This is a genomic window from Pandoraea sp. E26 (assembly GCF_000681415.1).
Classification (GTDB): domain Bacteria; phylum Pseudomonadota; class Gammaproteobacteria; order Burkholderiales; family Burkholderiaceae; genus Pandoraea; species Pandoraea pnomenusa.
The window spans coordinates 33,394-52,247 of the sequence record NZ_AYXJ01000013.1; the positions used below are offsets into that span (position 1 = coordinate 33,394).

Genomic DNA, 18,854 nt, shown 5'->3' on the forward strand with positions numbered 1-18,854 from the left:
GTGAGCGCAGGCGGCACTGGCCCGCCGACGCTCAGGCGGTGAAGTCGGCCGCCATGTCGGCATCCGTGCGCGCCTCGAGCCGGCCGTCACGGCAAGCCTTGCGAAAGATGTCGTAATCGCGCTCGACCTGGTCCGCATACCCCGTCGAATAATGGACCAGCGCCGCACCCAGGCGAGCGCCCTTGCCGACGTATCCCACCAGCTCCGCCGCGCACCCGCCCGCCTTGGCATGCGCGCGCGCCAGCACCCAGCCACACAGGCGGGCGTACTCCCGAAAGCCGTCGGCGCGAAAAAGTTCGAATTGCGCGGATATCTTCATATCGCGCAACTGACGTCCGTAGATGGATCGCCCGAACGGACCGCTGCCCCATCCGAGAAATGCGTCGGATGCCGCCTGCATGAGGCGTTGCCCCTCCACCACGCGCCGCCCGTCATGCCTTGACGCCGTGCCTTTGAAGAAGCGCGAGACTACCGATTTCGATGCCTCCTTGAACTGGAGAAAGAGCGGCTGCTCGTGGGTATCCATCAACAGCAGCACCAGGCATCTCGTGCCCACGCTGCCCACCCCCACGACCTTGAAGGCGAGGTCCTCCCGGGTATAGGCCGAGAGCATGCTCGCGCGATCCGGCGGCAACGAATTCAAATAGCTCTGGTAGACGGGGGAAAACAGCGTACGCCAGTCGCCCAGCCCCAGCCAATCGTCCTCGGGGCCGAACAGGGTCGTGGCGCCGTGCACGTGAAACACCGTTGGCGGCGTATCGCGGATCAGCCATTGGTCGCCGATCTGCTGCGCGAACTTGGGCAGTACGTTCTCGTGCGTACGACCAGACGCCCGGGCAATCCCGCGTTTGACGCCCTCGCGCACCCGCTCGGTCTGTGCGAGATTGAGCATGCGCTCGAAAGTGACCTGCTCGTGCCACAGCGCGATGGTCGGCATGTGCGCGTATTCGTCCAAACGCTTCGCATAGCTGTCAACGGCCGCGCGCACCATCTCCACGCCCAGCGTGTCGCCGAAGCCGAACTGGCGGGCGGCGAGCACCAGACTGACGCATAACCGCTTGAGATCCCACTCCCACGGCCCGGGAGCGGTTTCGTCGAAATCGTTCAGATCGAAGATCAGTGTGCGCTCGGGCGTGGCGAACCCGCCGAAATTGGCCAGATGGCAGTCCCCGCAAATCTGCAGGGTCAGCCCGCTGTTCGGCGTGCCGGCCAGATCGTGCGCCTGCACGATGGCGCTTCCCCGAAAGAAGGCGAATGGCGACGCCAGCATGCGGCCATAACGCAGCGGGACCAGGGCGGCGACGCGTCCTTCGCTGCTGATGCGCAACAACTCGACGGCGTCGCGATCAGTCCTGCCCAGATGCGAGTGGCTGCGTCGAGGCGTCGTCTCACGAAGCTTGCGCCCCGCGGCAACACGCGCCTCGAAAGGCACCGCGGGGGGTGTCGCCGTGCCGGAATCCGCGAGCGCAGACGAGGTATTCGACTGCATCGACCTCGCGGCCGGTTTGAGTTTCAACGCGGCAAGACCGGCCGCCGGCGCCGACGGCGCAGGCAATGGATTAGCGGGCATGTCCGACTCCTTCTTCCAATGGGACCGCCGCAGACTGCGCTGGCGCGGGGTACCACTGGGCCGGTCGAAGCGTCAATGGCGAGTCCGGTTGTGCCTGGAAATGCGGCGACATGATCTGCACGCCGTATTGGTTGAAAACGTCCTGGATGTTCTCATGCAGTGCCGAGATGGCCGCGAACCGGGTGGAGGGATCCCGCAAGGTCGCAAAGACCTCATACTCCACGTAGAAGTCGGACAACGCTCGTTGCAGCACGAACGGCGCCGGTTCAGAGACGACCTGTGGCGTCTTCCCGGCCGCCTCGATCAGCATGGCGTGGACCTGGCGCCAGGGCGTGTCATAGCCGATCGTGAGGGAGGTGCTGATCGCCGCGCCACGCTCGCGCCCCTGCGCCGAAAAATTGCGCACGGTCGACGCCACGACAACCGCGTTGGGAATCGTCAATTCCTCTTTCGCCAGATTCACGATCTTCACCGACAAGGCATCCACCCCCACCACCACACCGGTGGCGTCACCGATCGAGACGAGATCCCCTTTCCTGAGCGCGCGGCTGTATATCACGACCATGCCGCTCATCAGTTGATTCACGATGCCGCTCGAGCCCAGTGTCACCATGAGACCCAGAAGGACCGAAAGGCCCTTGAAGACGTCGCTCTGGGCCCCCGGCATGTATGGGTAGGCGAAGGTCAGCGCCAGTCCCCAGACGACGACCGACACCAGGCGACGCGTCGCACCGGCCGTCTCGGGGTGCATGCCGGGAATGGTCAGACGCCCGCTTTGGACGGCATCGAACACATTGTTGATCAGACTTTGCAACGCCCGCGTGAGCAGGAAGATGACGATGACGGTCACGATCCCCGGAATTGCACCGGCCACGCCAAGGCCGAACCGATCGACCAGCGTCCAGAGAAAGTCGGACAGGCGCCCGGCCAGCGGCTGGCTTGCCGGGAACTGCATCAGCACGAAGATCAGATAGAGATAGGCGAACGCCAATGCCAGGCAGACCGCACCGATCTGCACGACCTGATGGACCAGATGAACGGCCGAGCCCGTCCAGTCGAAGCTGCGGGTGGTTCGCTGAAGGACACGCTTCTCGAAAGCCGTCTGCAAGCGCGTCTCGAGCCGTGTACGCATGCGGCCCACGCCGATCACGAGCAGCGCCAGCACAGCCGCGCCGAGCGCGCTGAGCGCCACGCCGCGCAGGATGGTCGGCCAGTGCAGTTGTTCGCGCCGGGCAGCGAAGGCCACCTGCAGGCGCCCACGGATCTCGTCCGCGACGACGTCCAGCGCGCGTGGATCGCCCGGCGCCAGGTCTTCGGTCGTCAGCGCGAAAAGAATGCGGTCCTGAACCCGGAATGCGACGCCCGACATCCCGCCGAGCGAGGCGTGCAGCACGTCGACCGGAGCGTCGAGCGCCCGCGGCGGCAGGCGCTCGAGGACTGACCGCGCCCGGGCCGCACGCACCGCCGGGGTGGCGCCGCCGAGCGTGCCGCGAAAGGTCGCCACGGGTCGATCCATGAAGCGCAATTCGACCCCGTCCTGAGTGTCGGCGCTCGCGGCCGCGCCTGTCGGTCCGCCAGCAGCAACCTGGCCGGGCGCCTCGGCCGCATCCCCATGGGTGTTCGGCGCAGCCCCGGCTGTTGCCGCCATTGCCGGGACGGATCCCAGCCCCGGCGCGACGCTCATTGCACACACCACCAGCACTTGCAACAGCCTCATGCGAAGGCGCATATCACGGCTCCTGCGGGCAAGTTGGCCACCAAGAATTGACGCAGTGCGAGGAAATCCGACGGAAATCAGGCAAAATCGAGGGCTGCCGTATTCTGCCCCCGGCCGTTCCCGGATCGTTGTCCCCGAATTCCGAAAATTCCGAATTCGCGGTCTCGACGGTTACCGGTTGCCGCAGGCCCGGCGCATGGGCGATGCACGCTGGATTCAGCCCGGTACGTACATCGCAGGCCACGCCCGGTCGGAGCGGGGTATGGACGGATTATTCACTATGGCATCGGCACTGTCGAGCATCGGCGCAGCACGCGCGCATGCCAGCCGATTCCGTTGTGCCCGCGCCCCGGGAATGTCGGAAAAATTCCGACATGGAATCCTCAACTATGGGCGATATCTGCCGATAAACAGATTGGCGGGACCTTTCAGTCGGTTTTCATATGTCCAGTTCGTACAGTGGTTGGCTCGTAGCGTTATCGCTTGCAGTTGCGGTACTGGCGTCATTCACGGCGCTCGACCTCTCGGGTCGCATCTATCTCATGACGCGCCGTGGCATGCGCCACGCCTGGCTCGCCGTGGGCGCGACAGCCATGGGTATCGGCATCTGGTCGATGCACTTCATCGGCATGCTCGCCTTGTCGCTCTCGCCGTCCTGGTCGCCATTCGCGTCGCACACCGCGATCCCGCTCGGCTACGATCCGTTGCTGACCGCCGCGTCGCTTGCCATCGCCATCGTCATTGCGTGGGCCGCCCTGTGGATGATCGCCAGCGAGCACTTCACCCGCCGGCGCGTCGCGGCCGCCGGTATCACGCTGGGCATCGGCATTGCCGCCATGCACTACAGCGGCATGGCGGCAATGAAGATGAACCCGGCGATCGAATACGATCCGCTGCTCTTCTCGGCATCGATCCTCATCGCGATCCTGGCCGCCACCGCAGCACTCTGGATCGCGCGCACCCTGCGCGACGGCAGCCTGCGCTACGTGATGTCGAAACGGGTCGGCGCGGCCGTGGTCATGGGGCTGGCGATCACGGCAATGCATTACACCGGCATGGCGGCCGCGAACTTCGCGCCGGGCGCCGTCTGCGGCGCCGCGACCGGCGTGAGCTCTCAATGGCTGGTCACCACGGTAAGTCTGTTCACGTTCCTGATTCTCGCGACCACGCTGCTCGTCTCCCGGCTGGACGCACGCACCAGTTTCCTGGCCAATTCCGTCATGCAGCTCAATTCGCAGATCGCGCGCATGGCGACGTACGACTCCCTGACCGACCTGCCCAACCGCCGGGCGCTGCATGACGCAGCGGCGCGCATGCTCATCAACTCGCGTCGCGACCAGCGTCGCTTCGCGGTGCTGTTCATGGATCTGGACGGCTTCAAGACGATCAATGACTCGCTCGGGCACAACGTGGGCGACGACGTCCTGCGCGCCTTCGCCAAGCGTCTGCGCAAGAACGTGAACGGCGACGATGTGGTCGCCCGGCTGGGCGGCGACGAATTCGTCGTGCTGCTGGGCTCGCTGTCGTCGCCCGAGGTCGCGGGCCGCGTCGCCCAGCGCCTGCTCGATGACATGCGCGACGGCCTGCGCGTGGGCGATCAGTCGCTGCACGTCATGCCGAGCATCGGCGTGGCCCTGTTCCCGGACGATGGCGACAGCATCGATCTGCTGCTCAAGCACGCCGATACGGCCATGTACGAGGCCAAGCGCGCCGGGCGCGGCATCTTCCGCTACTTCGAGCCGCGCATGAACGCCGCCGCGCAGCGCACCTGGGAAATCCAGCAGGCGTTGCACGACGCGCAAGCGGAACAGTATTTCTCGCTTCACTTCCAGCCGAAGTACCGAGGCGACACGGAGGCGCTCGCTGGCGCGGAAGCCTTGCTGCGCCTCACGCACCCGACCTTCGGCGAGCTGCAGCCGGTCGATTTCATCCCGGTGGCCGAACGCACGGGGCAGATCGTGCAGATCGGCTATTGGGTCGTGCGCGCCACCTGCGAGCACATCAAGCAGTGGGACGCGGCCGGACTGCCGCCAGTGAAGGTCGCCATCAACCTCTCACCCCGGCAGTTGGCACAGTCGCAACTGGTCGAGAATATTCTGGAGATCGTGCACACCGCAGGCGTGTCGTGCGACCGGCTGATGTTCGAGATCACCGAGACGGTGGCAATGTTCGACGCCCAGCACACGATCGACGTGATCCGCGCATTTCAGGAGCACGGCTTCGAAGTCGCCATCGACGACTTCGGAACGGGATACTCCAGTCTGGCGTACCTGCAACGCTTTCGCGTCAAGCAACTGAAGATGGACCGCTTCTTCACGAACGGTCTCGATACCTGTGGGCGCGAAGGCAGCGCCGTCGTATCGGCCATCATCGCACTGGCCCACTCGCTGGATATGGACGTCGTGGCCGAAGGCGTGGAGACGGCGTCGCAGCGCGAAGCACTCAAGACACTCGATTGCGACGAGTTGCAGGGCTTCCTGCTGGGCAAGCCGCTTACCGGTGAAGCGTTCGCGCGGCTGCTCGCCTCGCGGCCTGGAATGCCGGGCACTCCGGCGATGGCCTGAGCGGCTGCCGCGCCCATTCGGCATCGCGCTGACGCACACGACCCGCGGGCAATGGCGGCAATCCGCCAGGCAGGCCCTGCCCGGCGGTTGCCGTCGCCAGACCCGGCCACTCAGCGCCCGGCGACTTCCGCTGCCACCGCCGTACCGCTGTCGTCGACCGGTTCTCCGCTGGCAAACGCCGCCGCGCGGGCGAGCCGCGCCTTCATGCTCTCGCTCGCCGCCGGGCCCGCGGCCGGCACATGACGCGCCGGGTCCAGCCGCACCCCCGTCACCGCATCCACGACGACCGGTTCCACCACCTGGCCCGTCTGCCGGTCAATCAACTGCGCCGAGATGCCCTCCGGCGCGAAGTGACGATTTCCCCAGGCGAGCAACGCCCACAGCACCGGCCGGAAGTCACGCCCGGCATCCGTGAGCACGTATTCGAAGCGTGGCGGCCGGTCGGAATACTGTCGGCGCGCCAGCAAGCCTTCCTCCACCAAGGCGTTCAGGCGGCGGGTCAACATGTTGGGCGCGATCTCCAGACGGCGCTGAAAGTCATCGAAACGGGTCGTCCCGTAGCCGGCTTCGCGCAGGATGAGAATGCTCCACCATTCGCCCACCCGTTCCAGGCTTCGGGCGATCGGGCACTGCATGTCCCGGAAGGTCTTTCGTTGCATACGGACTCCTTGCGTGCGGAAGCGACGAACGCTGCCTATTACCATGCAAGTGAGCATAAGCGCGTCGCCTCCCGGGAGCAAGCCGGTCGACCGCGCTTGGCGTCGCTCATCGGCAAATCACGTCGCCACCTAAAAATATACTCTATATAAATCAATTGGTTACGATATATTCCTGAAGTCGGTTCTTTGAAGTGAATTCTTCTGCCGACACCATCAATGCGCGTCGGCACTTGGCGTCGCGGGAGGCGCAACCCGCCGCAGGAGCGGCACCATCAGCGTCACGCAAACGAAGATCACGCCAAGTCCCGTGTAGACGTCACCGAACGTCATCGTCTGGGCCTCGCGCAGCGTCAGCGTCCAGAGCTGGCGCAGCGCCGCCGTGTGCGCGTCGACGGCGTCCAGCCCGGCCACCGACATTCGCGCCCCCACACCGGCAAGCCACTCCCCGACCGCCGGGCTGCCCTCGCCCATGCGCTCCGCGAGGCGGAAGAAATGCAGATTGGTTCGATCGTTGAGTACCGTCGTGCACACGGCAATCCCGATGGCGCCGCCGAGATTGCGCATCAGGTTGAACAGGCCGGACGCCAGACGAAGCCTTGCCGGTGGCAGACTGCCCAGCGTCAGCGTGACGATCGGGGCGACGGCAAATTGCTGCGCCGCGCCGCGAAGCGCCTGCGGGAGCATCAATTGCCACGCACCCCAGTCGTGCGTGATTGGCGCGAACTGCCACATCGACAAAGCAAAGGCGCCCAACCCCACCATCATGAGCCACCGCAAATCGATCCGATTGGCGAGCATGGCGTACAGGGGGATCGACATGAGCTGGAACACGCCCGTCGAGAACACCGCCATCCCTATCTCGAACGCGGAAAAGCCGCGCACCCGGCCAAGGAACAACGGCGTGAGATAGATCGTGGCAAAAATGCCGATCCCCGTGGCAAACGAGAAGAAGCAGCCCAGCGCGAAGTTGCGCTGCCGCAAGGCACGCAGGTCCACGATCGGTTGCGCGTAAGTCAGGCTGCGCCAGACGAACGCCACGCCACAGATAGCGGCCAGCCATGCGGTCGTACGAATGGTGTCGTCGCCAAACCAATCCCAGCGAGGCCCTTCTTCCAGCGTGTACTCCAGGCACCCCAGACTCACCGCCATCAGCGCCATGCCCAGGTAATCGGCGCCGCGCAACAACGACCAGTCGGCCCGGTCGATGCGCACCAGCAGCGGCACGGTAACCGTGACGAAAATGCCGGGCACCAGGTTGACGAAGAACAGCCAATGCCACGAGTAGTTGTCGGTGATCCATCCGCCGATGGTCGGCCCGAGCGTGGGCGCCAATGACGAGAGCCCACCGACCACCGCTGCCGCCAGCACGCGTTGCGGCCCGCTGAAAAACGCGAACGCTGTGGTAAACACCAACGGAATCATCGACCCGCCGAGAAACCCCTGCAGCGCGCGAAACGCGATCATGCTCTGGATATTCCACGCCGCGCCGCACAGCAAGCTCGCCACCGTGAACCCGGCCGCCGAAGCCGCGAAGATCCAACGCGTGGACATCACGCGCGAGAGCCACCCCGAGAGCGGGATCACAATGATCTCCGCGATCAGGTAGCTGGTCTGCACCCATGCCGTTTCGTCCGCGCCGGCCGACAGGCCGCCACCGATGTCGCGCAAGGAGGCCGATACGATCTGGATGTCGAGCAAGGCGATGAACATGCCCACCACCATGGTGGCAAAGGCGATCACCTTGGCGCGCGTGGACATGGCACCGGCCGAGTAGCCACCGCCCGGTGCCGGCGCCACGGCCCGCTCACGGCCATCGTTGGCGGACCGGTCCGGGCGCGGCGCGGGAGCCGGATTGCCGACCGGCACCGGCTGCGGCAGCAACCCGCCTGTTTGCGTGGCGCTCATCGTGCGGCGACCTTGGCCGAACCGGCGTCTCGACGTTCGGTTGCTCCGGTGCCGTCATCGCCTCGCGCATCGACCACGGCCGTCACCGACAGCCCGGGACGCAAGGTGCCAAGACGACCGTCGGCATCATCCAGCCTCACCCGAACGGGCACACGCTGGACGATCTTGGTGAAGTTGCCTGTCGCATTTTCCGGCGGCAGGACACTGAACTGCGCGCCCGTGGCCGGCGCCAGGCTTGCCACGCGACCATGGAAGACGCGGCCCGGCAGCACGTCGGCCTCGATCTTCACCGGCATGCCGGGTCGCAGGTGAGCGACCTGTCCTTCCTTGAAATTCGCGTCCACCCAAAGTCCGTGGGCGGGAACGATGGCGAGCAGTTGACTGCCCACCTGCGCGTACGCGCCAGCGCGGGCACGCCGGTTGCCGACGGTGCCGTCCACGGGCGCGCGAAGCACCGTGTCATCGAGATTGAGTTTCGCGATATCGCGCTCGGCCACCGCCTGGGCCAACGCCGCCTGCGCCTGCTGCTTTTGCGTGCCGATGACGTCGAGTTGTCGTTCGGCGGCCGTCACACCGGCGTCGGCCCGCTCGCGATTGGCCACGAGCTGCTGGTAGTCCGCCTCCGCTCTCTGCGCACTTTGCACCGACACCGCCGACTTGGCGACGAGATCCCGGTATCGCGCCTGATCTTCGCGAGCACGACGCACGTCCGCGGCAATGGCCGCCACACCGGCGCGCGCCTGCGCGATCACCGCCGTCTGCAGCCTTGCCGTGGCGTCCAGATTGGCGAGCAACGCGCGCTGCGCGGCGACAGCGCCTTCTGCCTTGGCGAGCGCGGCACGGTAGTCGCGGTCGTCGAGCCGCACAAGGACATCCCCGGCATGGACAGCCTGGTTGTCCGTGACCAATACCTGCGCGATGTAGCCCGGCACCTTCGGGCCGAGCGCGGTGACGTCCCCCCCGACATAGGCATCGTCCGTCGATTCGAGATGCCGAGCCGTCGTCCACCAATACGCGCCGTACCCCAATACCGCCAGGACGGCCACGACCGCCGCGCCGCGCATCACAAGCTGAGACCCGACGCTTGACTTGCGAATCCGGCCGATGGGTTCTCCTGTATCAGGGGTAGGCGTGCTGGGGGATGTCATGGGTCCTTCCTTCTTGCTCTTAAGTGTGTGATGAAGTGCGCAACTCGGTGTTGCTTTCATAATGGAAGTGAGTATAGAGTTGTGACTATCATATTGCAAGTAACTGCGCGAACTCCCCTCCTTCGATCATGAATTCACACGCCTCGACGTCATTCGGCATTCCCCCTTCCGTCCTTCGCGCCGCCTGCCTTGCCGTGTGCGTCGGCTCCCTGGCCGGTTGCGCGGTCGGCCCGGATTACGTGCCACCCGGCAACGCGCTGCCTGACCACTTCGCCGGAGTCGTCCGGCTCGCCCAGCGAGACGCCTTTCGCACCGGGGTATCGGACGCACCGGGCAGTGCGCCGCCGAGCCGCGCTCACGAAACGCTCGATACCTGGTGGACGCGTTTTCACGACCCGGCGCTTACGTCCATCATCGAACAGGCGCTTGCACAGAATCTCGATTTGCAGGCAGCCATGGCCCGTGTCGTCCGGGCACGCGCGCAGGCCAGCGCAGCGGGTGCACGGCAACTGCCGTCACTGCGTCTGGATGGCAACATCAGTCGGGAACATCAATCGCTCGACAGCCCGCTGGGCGTCGTCGCGAGCACGCTGCCGGGATACAACCGCAACATGACCGTGTACGACATTGGCTTGGGCGCAAGCTGGGAGCTGGACCTGTTTGGGGGATTGCGGCGCTCGGCGCAAACGGCAAGCGCGCTGGCGCAAGTCGCGCAGGCGCAGCGCGACGGCGTGCGCGTGAGCCTCGTCGCGGAAGCCGCCGATGCGTATTTTCGCGTGCGTGCGGCACAGCGCCGTCTGGCCATCGCACAAGATCAGATCGCCACGGACGAACGCCTGCTGGGCATCGTGCGCCTGCGCTTTGGAGACGGCCTGGCCACCGAACGCGAGGTGGCACAGTCCGAAGCACTGCTGGCCCAGGCGCGAACGACGCTGCCGCCGCTTCGCATCGAGCGCGAAAGCCAGCTCAACCGTCTGGACGTACTGATGGGCGTGGCGCCGGGCACCTACGCGCACAAGATCGACGCGACAACGCCGGCGGACGACCGGCACGTACGGCCAATTGCGATCCCGCCGATTGGCGATATCGGCAAGCCGGCCGATCTGTTGCGCCGACGCCCCGACGTGATTGCCGCGGAACGTCGGTTGGCCGCGTCGAACGCCCAAATCGGGGCTGCGCTGGCCGAGTATTACCCCAAGCTCTCGCTCTCGGGGGTGCTGGGATTCGAAACGCTCGCCGGCGGGCGAGTGCCGGGCGCCGATACGTTCCAGCCGCTCGCGGCACTGGGCCTGCGCTGGAGACTGTTCGACTTTGGCCGGATCGACGCCGAAGTCGCGCAGGCACGCGGCGCCAATGCCGAGGCCCTGGCCGAGTACCGGTTGGCCATGCTGCACGCCACCGAGGATGTGGAAAACGCCATCGTCACCCTCGTGGAGATCGAGCAACAGCGCAAGGATCTGGCCAAGGCGGTGGACGCGCAGACGCGCGCACGCGACAGCGCGCAAGCGGCCTACACGGGGGGAGCGGTCAGCCTGTATGAAGTGCTCGACGCCGACCGACAACTACTGACCGTGCGCGATGCCGACGCGCGGGCACAGGCTGACAATGCCCGTGCCGCGGTGGCGACATTCCGGGCGCTGGGCGGCGGCTGGCAGGCCGATGCGCCTGCGCTGGCGCTGACCTCACCGCGCGCATCATCCCCTTCGCGCCCGTCGCAAGACTGACGTCGCCGCCGCGCTCGCGGCGCCTGACCGGCGCCTGCGCCCCGGCGTCGGGCCGCGCGCAATGCCGACGCCCGTCGACGCCGACGCCGACAGCATCGACTGGTACGCGGCGGCGAGCGCTTCCTGCGTCGTCACCTGCTCGCGCAAACGCGCGATCACCGCATCCTGCAATGCCTTGGCCGACCGCATCTCGTGTTGCGCCTCCGTCATGGCGGCAAGACTGGCCTGCGCCTCCTGCAACTCTCGCTGCACCTGACGGCGCTCCTGCTGAAGCGACTTGACAGACGCTCTCGCCGCATCGAGCTCCAGCATGAGCCGTCGCTCGTTGGCCTCGGCGCGCTCGGTGAGCCGGACACGCTCGGCGTCCCAACCTGCGCGCTGACCCGCGTGCACTTCCTGCAATGCCTGCATCGCGTCGCGCGCCGCGGAGAGTGCTTGCCGGGAGGCCACCGCATCGGCCTGCGAATCGATGAGCTGCGCCTCGGCGCGACGTGCCTGCGCTTGCGCTTCGTCTCGCGCCTGACGGGCATCGGCCGCCGCCGTCTCCGCCGCCGCGATGCGCTCGTGCAGGACGGCGCGCGCCTGCACCAACGCTTCACGCTCAGAAGCCAGTTCCGCCTCACGGGCATCGAGCGCCGCCCGGCGCTCGGCCGCCTCTTGCGCCAGTACAGCCCGGCTCTCCTCCAGCGCGAGCGTCCACAAATCAATCGCCGCGCGAGCCACCGTATCGGGCATCGAAACGCCCTCCGGCAGTCTGGACATGGCCGCGCCACCGCCCTGCAAACGTGTGCCGAGCCCCGCGAACCAGGCATCGAGATATGGGCTCACGGTATTCGGCGATCCCCGTCCCAACTGTAGACGAATGCGCTCGATGGTGGGGCGCTGCCCTTGCATCAGCAACGCATCGGCTGCGGCCCACACATCCTGCTCGGAGATACCGCGCCCACCCGCTCGGGACGACGGTGCGATCGCGGCGGATTTCAAGCCTTGAGACGTAGTCATGACGCAGCACTCCTTGATTTCGTTGGCATTGCCAAATAACCCTCGATAATGGAAGATTATCGTGACTTATTTGCTTTGTGCGTTATATTAATTACATGTTACATATGAAATCATATGTTCGGTAGAAAAATCATTGATTCCGGCCCGTCGGCTTCCCCATCCGCATCCGACGCGGTTGCAAGCGTCACATCCGGCGAGAAACTGCCCGAGGTCCTCGATCCGGGCAAGCTGAACGACGATGCCCGCAAAGCCGCTCAGGCGCTCGCCCGGGAAGGCGACTCCGCGAATACGCGACTCAGTTATCAATCAGCCATGCGCTATTGGCTGGGCTGGTATCGACTACGTTACGGGGAAGCCTTGCCGACGCCGTTGCCGCCCGCCGTCATCATCCAGTTCGTCGTGGATCACGCCGTGCATCAGAGCAAACAGGGTTTGCGCACGGCGATGCCCGAAGCGCTCGATGTGGCACTTGTCTCGCAGGGCCTCAAGGCGCGGGCGGGTCCCCCGGCGCTCGCCACCCTCCTTCACCGTCTGAGCGTCATGGCCAAACTGCACACGTCGCGCGATCTGCCGAACCCGTGTGCCGAACCCGTCGTGCGGGAATTGCTCGCGAAAACGCGGCGCGCCTACGCCAGGCGCGGCGCGCGGCCAGCCAAAAAGGACGCCTTGACCCGGGAGCCACTGCGCGCGCTGCTTGACACGTGCGACGACTCGCTGCGCGGCAAACGCGACCGAGCCTTGCTGCTGTTCGCCTGGGCGAGCGGCGGACGGCGCCGCTCCGAAGTCGTTCGTGCCACCTGCGAGAACGTCCGCCGCGTGGCGCCGGACCGCTATGTCTATACGCTCGGGTGGTCGAAAACCAATCAGCAAGGTGCCGATCTCCCGGAAAACGAAAAGCCCGTGACCGGTGCCGCCGCGGCCGCGCTTACCGATTGGCTTGCCGCCGCGGGGATCGTCGAAGGTCCGATCTTCCGCCGGGTGCGCCGGGGCGGGCACCTCGGCGACGCGCTGTCAGAGGCGGCGGTGCGCGACATCGTCCGCGAGCGGTGCACGCTCGCCGGCCTGAACGGCAACTTCTCCGCGCATTCGCTCAGGGCGGGTTTCGTCACCGAAGCGGCGCTCCAACAGGTCCCGTTGGCCGAAACCATGACGATGACGGGGCATACGAGCGTCGCGACCGTCGTCGGCTACTTTCGTCGGGCCGACATGCTGCGTTCGCGCGCGGCCGATTTGATGGGCGGTCCGCCCGCCGACGAAGACATCGACACCCCGAATGCGCCGGAGAACAGCGGCATGTGACGATCGGCAGCAACGTCGACGCGCTGCGCAGCGCCAGCGATCGGCCCTGCAAATTCCTGGGGGCGTCGACATAAAGATGCATTTAAGTGGTATCTTTTACCGCGTCGGGCGTATGCCATAGTGGACATACCGCCTGCTGTCACTGCCGCTGTCCCCCCCATTGAACACTCAAAGGTGCAGATCGTCATGCCTAGCTCCACCGCTTCCCGCTCGCGCAATCGCGCGCTCATCGAACGACTCGGCCTGCTCGCGCCGATCATCCAGGCGCCGATGGCCGGCACCAGCACCCCCGCGCTGGCGGCCGCCGTCTCCAATGCTGGCGGGCTCGGCTCGCTGGGCGTGGCTTCGGTCAACGCCGATGCTGCACGCAAGTCCATTCATGACACTCGCGCCCTGACCCGTAAGCCGTTCAACGTCAACGTGTTCTGCCATGCGCCGGCCACGCTCGACGCGTCGCGCGACGCCGCTTGGCTGGCCTATCTCGCCCCGGAATTCGCGCACTTCGGCGCCACCGCGCCGGCGGCACTGAGCGAGATTTACAAAAGCTTCGTGGCCGACGATGCCATGTTCGCCATGCTGCTCGAGGAACGTCCGGCGGTTGTGAGCTTCCATTTCGGGCTGCCGTCGCAGGAGAAGATCGACGCCCTGCATGCGGCCGGCATCCTGCTGTTCGCCACGGCCACGAACCTCGCCGAGGCCCGGGAGATCGAGGCGGCGGGTATCGACGCCATCGTCGCGCAAGGATACGAGGCCGGCGGTCACCGCGGCCGCTTCGAGGATCTCGGCGATCGCGTGCCGACCGACGACGAGCAACTGGGGACGCTGGCGCTTGTGCGGCTGGTCGTCACGCACACCTCGGTGCCCGTGATCGCCGCGGGCGGCATCATGGACGGCGCGGGCATCGCCGCGGTGCTGGCGCTCGGCGCACAGGCCGCGCAACTCGGCACTGCCTTCGTTGCCTGTCCGGAATCGTCGGCAGATGCCGCGTATCGCGAACGCCTTTGCGTCGGACAGCCACCGCGCACGGCACTGATTCGCGCCATCTCCGGACGTCCGGCGCGTGGTTTCGTCAATCGGCTATATGCACTCGAGCAAAAGGCCGAGCGCCCTGATCTCCCGGCCTATCCGGTGGCCTACGATGCCGGAAAGGCGATCAACGCGGCGGCAAAGGCCAAGGGCAATCACGACTATGCCGCGCAGTGGGCCGGACAAGCCGCGCCGCTTGCCCGCGCCATGCCGGCAGCAGAGCTCGTCGGCGTGCTGCGCGCCGAGCTCCACGAGACGTTCGACGCGCTGCGCGAACTGGCATCGACCTTCTGAGCGAGACCGTCCATGTCCCCAACGCTACGCATCACCCGGCGGCCCGGCCTGTCGACGCCAATCATTCAGGCGCCGATGGCCTTGGGATCGACGCCGGCGCTCGGGGCCGCCGCGTTCAACGCAGGCAGTCTCGGCTCGCTCGCGGTCGGCGACATGGACGCGACCGCCTGAAGCGATTCGCCCCCCAACCGCGCGCACTCGCCGCGCTTCGGAGACACATGACATGTTCAATGCGGTTCTGCTGACCCAATCCGACGGCAAGACGCACGCGGCCGTGGCGGCATTGGATGACGATGCGCTGCCCGCCGATGGCGACGTCCTGGTCGCGATCGACTACTCCACCGTCAACTACAAGGACGGACTCGCGATTACCGGCAAGGCGCCGGTCGTGCGGTCATGGCCCATGGTGGCCGGCATCGACGGGGCCGGGACGGTGCTCGCCTCGAAGCACGCCGCGTGGCGTCCGGGCGAGCGCGTGGTGCTCAACGGCTACGGCGTTGGCGAAACTCACTGGGGATGCCTCGCGCAAAAGGCCCGGCTGCGAGGCGACTGGCTGGTGAAATTGCCCGAGCGTTTCTCGTCGCGCGACGCCATGATCATCGGCACGGCCGGCTACACCGCCATGCTCTCGGTCATGGCGCTGGAGCGCAGCGGTGTCGTGCCGCATCACGGCGACGTGCTCGTGACCGGCGCCTCGGGCGGCGTCGGCTCGGTGGCCGTCGCGCTGCTGAGTTCGCTCGGCTATCGCGTGGTGGCCTCGACCGGCAAGCTCCACGAGGCGGAGTATCTTCAGGCGCTCGGCGCGGCCGAAGTCATCGACCGGCGCCTGTTGTCCGAGCCGGGCAAGCCGCTGCAAAAGGAACGCTGGGCGGCCGTGGTCGACTCGGTCGGCTCACACACGCTCGTCAACGCAATCGCGCAATTGCGCTACGGCGGCGTCGCCACCGCATGCGGACTTGCGCAGGGCATGGATTTTCCGGCGAACATGGCGCCATTCATTCTGCGCGGCGTCACGCTGCACGGCATCGACAGCGTGATGGCGCCGCGCGAATTGCGCGAGGAAGCCTGGCAGCGCCTCGCGCACGACCTCGAACCGCAAAAGCTAGGCGGGATGTCGCATGACGTCGGCCTGGCCGACGCCATTGTCGTCGCGCAACGCATCGTCCGAGGCGAAATCCACGGCCGCGTGGTGGTCGACGTCAACCGCTGAGCGGCTCAGTGACTGCCGCCGAGGTAGGCGGCACGCACCTTGTCGTCGTTGCGCAGGCTCTCGGCCGGACCATGCACGGAGATGCTGCCGTTCTCCAGCACGTAGCCGTAATCGGCCACCGCCAGCGCCGCGGCGGCGAACTGCTCCACGAGCAGCATCGTCACGCCCTCCGCCTTCAGGTTGCCGATGATGCGAAAGACTTCATCGACCAGAATCGGCGCCAGCCCCATCGACGGCTCGTCGAGCAGCACGATATCCGGGCGCAACATGACCGCGCGCGCCATCGCGAGCATTTGCTGCTCGCCGCCCGAGAGTGTGCCGGCCAACTGATTGCGCCGCTCCTTCAACCGCGGGAACAGGTCCATCGCACGCTCCAGATCGGCGGCGACATCGCCGCGCGGGCGACTGCCTGTCAGGCGCGGGAAGGCGCCCAGACGCAGGTTGTCGGTCACCGACATGGTCGCGAACACGCGACGCCCTTCCGGCGAGTGCGCCAGCCCGAGCTTTGCGATGCGATGCGAATCGAGTCCGTCGATACGCTTGTCGCCCAGCGTGATTTCGCCCGACGTGGGTTTGATCATCCCGGACACGGCGCGCATGGTGGTCGTCTTGCCGGCGCCGTTCGAGCCGATGAGCGTGACGACCTGGCCGCTCGGCACATCGATGTCGATGCCGTGCAGCACCTGCACTTTGCCGTAGCCCGCCTGCAGATTACGAATGGAAAGCATAGGGGTTCCGTTGATGTCGTCAGTGCGTCGTCGATGCGCCGCCCAGATACGCTTCGATCACTTTCTCGTCGGCCTGGATCTGTGCCGGGAGCCCTTCGGCGATCTTCTGCCCGAAGTCCAGGACCGACACGGTCTGGCAGGTGCTCATCACCACGTCCATGTGGTGCTCGATGAGAATGACCGTGATGCCGTGGTCGCGAATCTTGCGAATGATCGCCAGCAACTCGCGAATGTCCGGCGCGGTCAGGCCGGCCGCCGGTTCGTCGAGCAGCAACAGGCGCGGATCGAGCGCCAACGCACGCGCGATCTCCAGAAGACGCTGCTTGCCGTACGGCAGGTTGCGCGCTTCCTCGTCGGCCAGCGAAGCCAGCCCCACGAACTCCAGCAATCGCATCGCCCGCGCCCGGGCCCCGGTTTCCTCGCGCTTGTAGCGCGGCAATCGCAGCGACACGTCGACCAGCGTGGAAGCGAACGTATGGTGCAGCCCGACGAGCACGTTCTCGAGCGCCGTCATTTCTCCGAACAACTGCACGTTCTGGAACGTGCGCGCCACGCCCGAGAGCGCGATGTCCGACGACGTGCGGCCCGCGAGCGACTGTCCCGCAAACTCGATGCTGCCGGCGGTCGGCACGTAAATGCCCGTGAGCACGTTCATCATGGTGCTCTTGCCCGATCCATTCGGGCCGATCAGCCCATGGATCGTGCCGCGCCTGACGGTGAGATCCACCTGGTTGAGTGCCTTGAGGCCGTCGAACTGCATGAGCAATTGGCGCACCTTGAGCAGTTCGTCCGGACCGCTTGCCGCCGCCATGAGCACCGGATCGGTGTCGCCGCCGGCCGATTCGTCGACTTGCGTGGCCAAGACCGAAAGCGTGCGGCGGCGATGCAGAATACGCGAGCGCAGGAAGCCCACGATGCCGTCGGGCAGGTAGTACACGACAAACAGAATCATCAGACCGAAGATCGTCAGACGCCAGTCCGTGATGCTGTCGAGCCACCATGTCACCGCGGCCAGCCCCACGGTGCCGACGACCGGCACGGCGGCCTTGGCCAGCGTGGTGCGCGCCTTGGCAATCGCCGTCACGGCGACCACCGTCGTCAACGCCGCGATGACCGTGGCAACGATACGGAAGATGCCGATGTCGTCAAGCAGTTGCGGCAGCAGCACAATGATCGCCGCACCCAGCAGCGAACCGGAGCGGGTCTTGCGCCCGCCCATGATCACGGCCAGCAGGAACAGGATCGTGAGTTCGAAGTTGTACGTATTCGGCGAGATGTACTGCTCCGAATAGGCGTAGAGACTTCCCGCCAGCCCCGCGAAACCGGCGCTGATCACGAACGCGTAGACCTTGTAGCGGTACACCGACACGCCCATGCAGTCCGACGCCACCGGCGAGTCGCGCAACGCTTCGAAGGCGCGGCCGAGGTGCGACTTCAGAATCCGGTGCGCCACGAGAATACTGACGAGCAGCAGCACCGCGACGAGCCAGTAGTACTCGACTTCGTCGATCGGATGCCCGCCGATGACCGGCTTCGTGAGCGTGATGCCCATCGGCCCCGACGTCAGGAAGTCCATCTCGTTGATGAGAATCTGGATGATGGTGCCGAAGGCGAGCGTCACCATGGCAAGATACGGGCCGATCACGCGTAATGCCGGCAACGCGAGAATCGCCCCGAACGCCGCCGTAATCAGAATGGCCGCCGGCAGCGCGAACCAGAACGACAGCCCGAGCTTGGCGAAGAAAACCCCCGCCACGTATGCGCCGATACCGAACAACCCGGCATGGCCCAGCGATACCTGCCCCGTATAACCCACGACGATATCCAGCCCGAAGAGCAGGATCGCATAGATCATGATCGTTTCGATCATGTGGATGTAGTACGGATTGCTGACGGCAACGGGGAAGCCGAACAGCGCGACGATACCCACGATCGCCGCGAGCTTCGTGGTCACGCGCAGGCTGCCGGTGTCGGCGGCCCCGCGTGCATGGGAGGACTGTGCGGTCAT

The 18,854-nt window shown here is 66.1% G+C and carries 14 protein-coding genes; 6 read left to right on the plus strand and 8 right to left on the minus strand.

Annotated elements, in window-relative coordinates:
* Positions 1-31: 31 nt before the first annotated feature.
* Positions 32-1,570, minus strand: coding sequence for a DUF2252 domain-containing protein (locus W930_RS0109610; RefSeq protein ID WP_025249213.1), 1,539 nt, complete (start codon positions 1,568-1,570; stop codon positions 32-34).
* The gene (locus W930_RS26825) at positions 1,560-3,287 is read right to left on the minus strand and encodes a mechanosensitive ion channel family protein (protein WP_144347341.1); all 1,728 of its coding nucleotides are present in this window, start codon (positions 3,285-3,287) and stop codon (positions 1,560-1,562) included. The genes W930_RS0109610 and W930_RS26825 overlap by 11 nt, the downstream gene beginning before the upstream one ends.
* A 443-nt stretch (positions 3,288-3,730) precedes the next feature.
* Here W930_RS26825 and W930_RS0109620 point away from each other — a divergent pair, with 443 nt between their 5' ends.
* On the plus strand, positions 3,731-5,851 hold the full coding sequence (locus W930_RS0109620; protein ID WP_023596108.1) for a bifunctional diguanylate cyclase/phosphodiesterase: 2,121 nt from the start codon (positions 3,731-3,733) through the stop codon (positions 5,849-5,851).
* Positions 5,852-5,961: 110 nt separating this feature from the next.
* On the opposite strand, the gene W930_RS26830 is transcribed toward W930_RS0109620, so the two are convergent.
* The 3 genes from W930_RS26830 to W930_RS26835 form a co-directional block, all read right to left on the minus strand.
* Positions 5,962-6,510 (minus strand): helix-turn-helix domain-containing protein, encoded by a 549-nt coding sequence (locus tag W930_RS26830; RefSeq protein WP_023596109.1) that lies wholly within the window; start codon positions 6,508-6,510, stop codon positions 5,962-5,964.
* A gap of 213 nt (positions 6,511-6,723) precedes the next feature.
* Positions 6,724-8,268, minus strand: a complete 1,545-nt coding sequence (locus W930_RS0109630) for a DHA2 family efflux MFS transporter permease subunit (protein WP_051399357.1) — start codon at positions 8,266-8,268, stop codon at positions 6,724-6,726.
* Between the two features lie 143 nt (positions 8,269-8,411).
* Entirely contained in the window at positions 8,412-9,563 is a 1,152-nt protein-coding gene (locus W930_RS26835; protein ID WP_023874234.1) for an HlyD family secretion protein, read from the minus strand.
* Positions 9,564-9,691: 128 nt separating this feature from the next.
* Here W930_RS26835 and W930_RS26840 point away from each other — a divergent pair, with 128 nt between their 5' ends.
* Complete coding sequence (locus W930_RS26840) at positions 9,692-11,287, plus strand: efflux transporter outer membrane subunit (RefSeq protein WP_080685212.1); 1,596 nt, start codon at positions 9,692-9,694, stop codon at positions 11,285-11,287.
* Here W930_RS26840 and W930_RS26845 read toward each other — a convergent pair.
* Entirely contained in the window at positions 11,258-12,289 is a 1,032-nt protein-coding gene (locus W930_RS26845; protein ID WP_080685211.1) for a DNA-binding protein, read from the minus strand. The genes W930_RS26840 and W930_RS26845 overlap by 30 nt on opposite strands.
* A 312-nt stretch (positions 12,290-12,601) precedes the next feature.
* Between W930_RS26845 and W930_RS26850 the strand changes: the two genes are divergently transcribed.
* The 4 genes from W930_RS26850 to W930_RS0109665 all read left to right on the plus strand — a co-directional run bounded on the left by W930_RS26850 (position 12,602) and on the right by W930_RS0109665 (position 16,118).
* Complete coding sequence (locus tag W930_RS26850) at positions 12,602-13,588, plus strand: site-specific integrase (RefSeq protein ID WP_224785258.1); 987 nt, start codon at positions 12,602-12,604, stop codon at positions 13,586-13,588.
* Positions 13,589-13,774: 186 nt separating this feature from the next.
* Positions 13,775-14,908: a nitronate monooxygenase family protein gene (locus W930_RS0109655; protein WP_023874231.1), complete on the plus strand. Its 1,134-nt coding sequence runs from the start codon at positions 13,775-13,777 to the stop codon at positions 14,906-14,908.
* A gap of 12 nt (positions 14,909-14,920) precedes the next feature.
* Entirely contained in the window at positions 14,921-15,079 is a 159-nt protein-coding gene (locus W930_RS30435) for a hypothetical protein (RefSeq protein ID WP_023874230.1), read from the plus strand.
* Positions 15,080-15,131: 52 nt separating this feature from the next.
* Complete coding sequence (locus W930_RS0109665) at positions 15,132-16,118, plus strand: MDR family oxidoreductase (RefSeq protein WP_023874229.1); 987 nt, start codon at positions 15,132-15,134, stop codon at positions 16,116-16,118.
* A gap of 5 nt (positions 16,119-16,123) precedes the next feature.
* Here the strand turns inward: W930_RS0109665 and W930_RS0109670 are convergent, their stop codons facing one another.
* Positions 16,124-16,846, minus strand: a complete 723-nt coding sequence (locus W930_RS0109670) for an ABC transporter ATP-binding protein (protein WP_023596118.1) — start codon at positions 16,844-16,846, stop codon at positions 16,124-16,126.
* Positions 16,847-16,865: 19 nt separating this feature from the next.
* Complete coding sequence (locus W930_RS0109675) at positions 16,866-18,854, minus strand: ATP-binding cassette domain-containing protein (RefSeq protein WP_024788691.1); 1,989 nt, start codon at positions 18,852-18,854, stop codon at positions 16,866-16,868.

What these genes read in the sequence shown, in the direction of transcription:
- W930_RS0109610 (WP_025249213.1), bottom strand. Translation starts at nt 1,570, where the DNA reads ATGCCCGCTAATCCATTGCCTGCGCCGTCGGCGCCGGCGGCCGGTCTT.
- W930_RS26825 (WP_144347341.1), bottom strand. Translation starts at nt 3,287, where the DNA reads ATGAGGCTGTTGCAAGTGCTGGTGGTGTGTGCAATGAGCGTCGCGCCG.
- W930_RS0109620 (WP_023596108.1), top strand. Translation starts at nt 3,731, where the DNA reads ATGTCCAGTTCGTACAGTGGTTGGCTCGTAGCGTTATCGCTTGCAGTT.
- W930_RS26830 (WP_023596109.1), bottom strand. Translation starts at nt 6,510, where the DNA reads ATGCAACGAAAGACCTTCCGGGACATGCAGTGCCCGATCGCCCGAAGC.
- W930_RS0109630 (WP_051399357.1), bottom strand. Translation starts at nt 8,268, where the DNA reads ATGTCCACGCGCGCCAAGGTGATCGCCTTTGCCACCATGGTGGTGGGC.
- W930_RS26835 (WP_023874234.1), bottom strand. Translation starts at nt 9,563, where the DNA reads ATGACATCCCCCAGCACGCCTACCCCTGATACAGGAGAACCCATCGGC.
- W930_RS26840 (WP_080685212.1), top strand. Translation starts at nt 9,692, where the DNA reads ATGAATTCACACGCCTCGACGTCATTCGGCATTCCCCCTTCCGTCCTT.
- W930_RS26845 (WP_080685211.1), bottom strand. Translation starts at nt 12,289, where the DNA reads ATGACTACGTCTCAAGGCTTGAAATCCGCCGCGATCGCACCGTCGTCC.
- W930_RS26850 (WP_224785258.1), top strand. Translation starts at nt 12,602, where the DNA reads ATGCGCTATTGGCTGGGCTGGTATCGACTACGTTACGGGGAAGCCTTG.
- W930_RS0109655 (WP_023874231.1), top strand. Translation starts at nt 13,775, where the DNA reads ATGCCTAGCTCCACCGCTTCCCGCTCGCGCAATCGCGCGCTCATCGAA.
- W930_RS30435 (WP_023874230.1), top strand. Translation starts at nt 14,921, where the DNA reads ATGTCCCCAACGCTACGCATCACCCGGCGGCCCGGCCTGTCGACGCCA.
- W930_RS0109665 (WP_023874229.1), top strand. Translation starts at nt 15,132, where the DNA reads ATGTTCAATGCGGTTCTGCTGACCCAATCCGACGGCAAGACGCACGCG.
- W930_RS0109670 (WP_023596118.1), bottom strand. Translation starts at nt 16,846, where the DNA reads ATGCTTTCCATTCGTAATCTGCAGGCGGGCTACGGCAAAGTGCAGGTG.
- W930_RS0109675 (WP_024788691.1), bottom strand. Translation starts at nt 18,854, where the DNA reads ATGACCGCACAGTCCTCCCATGCACGCGGGGCCGCCGACACCGGCAGC.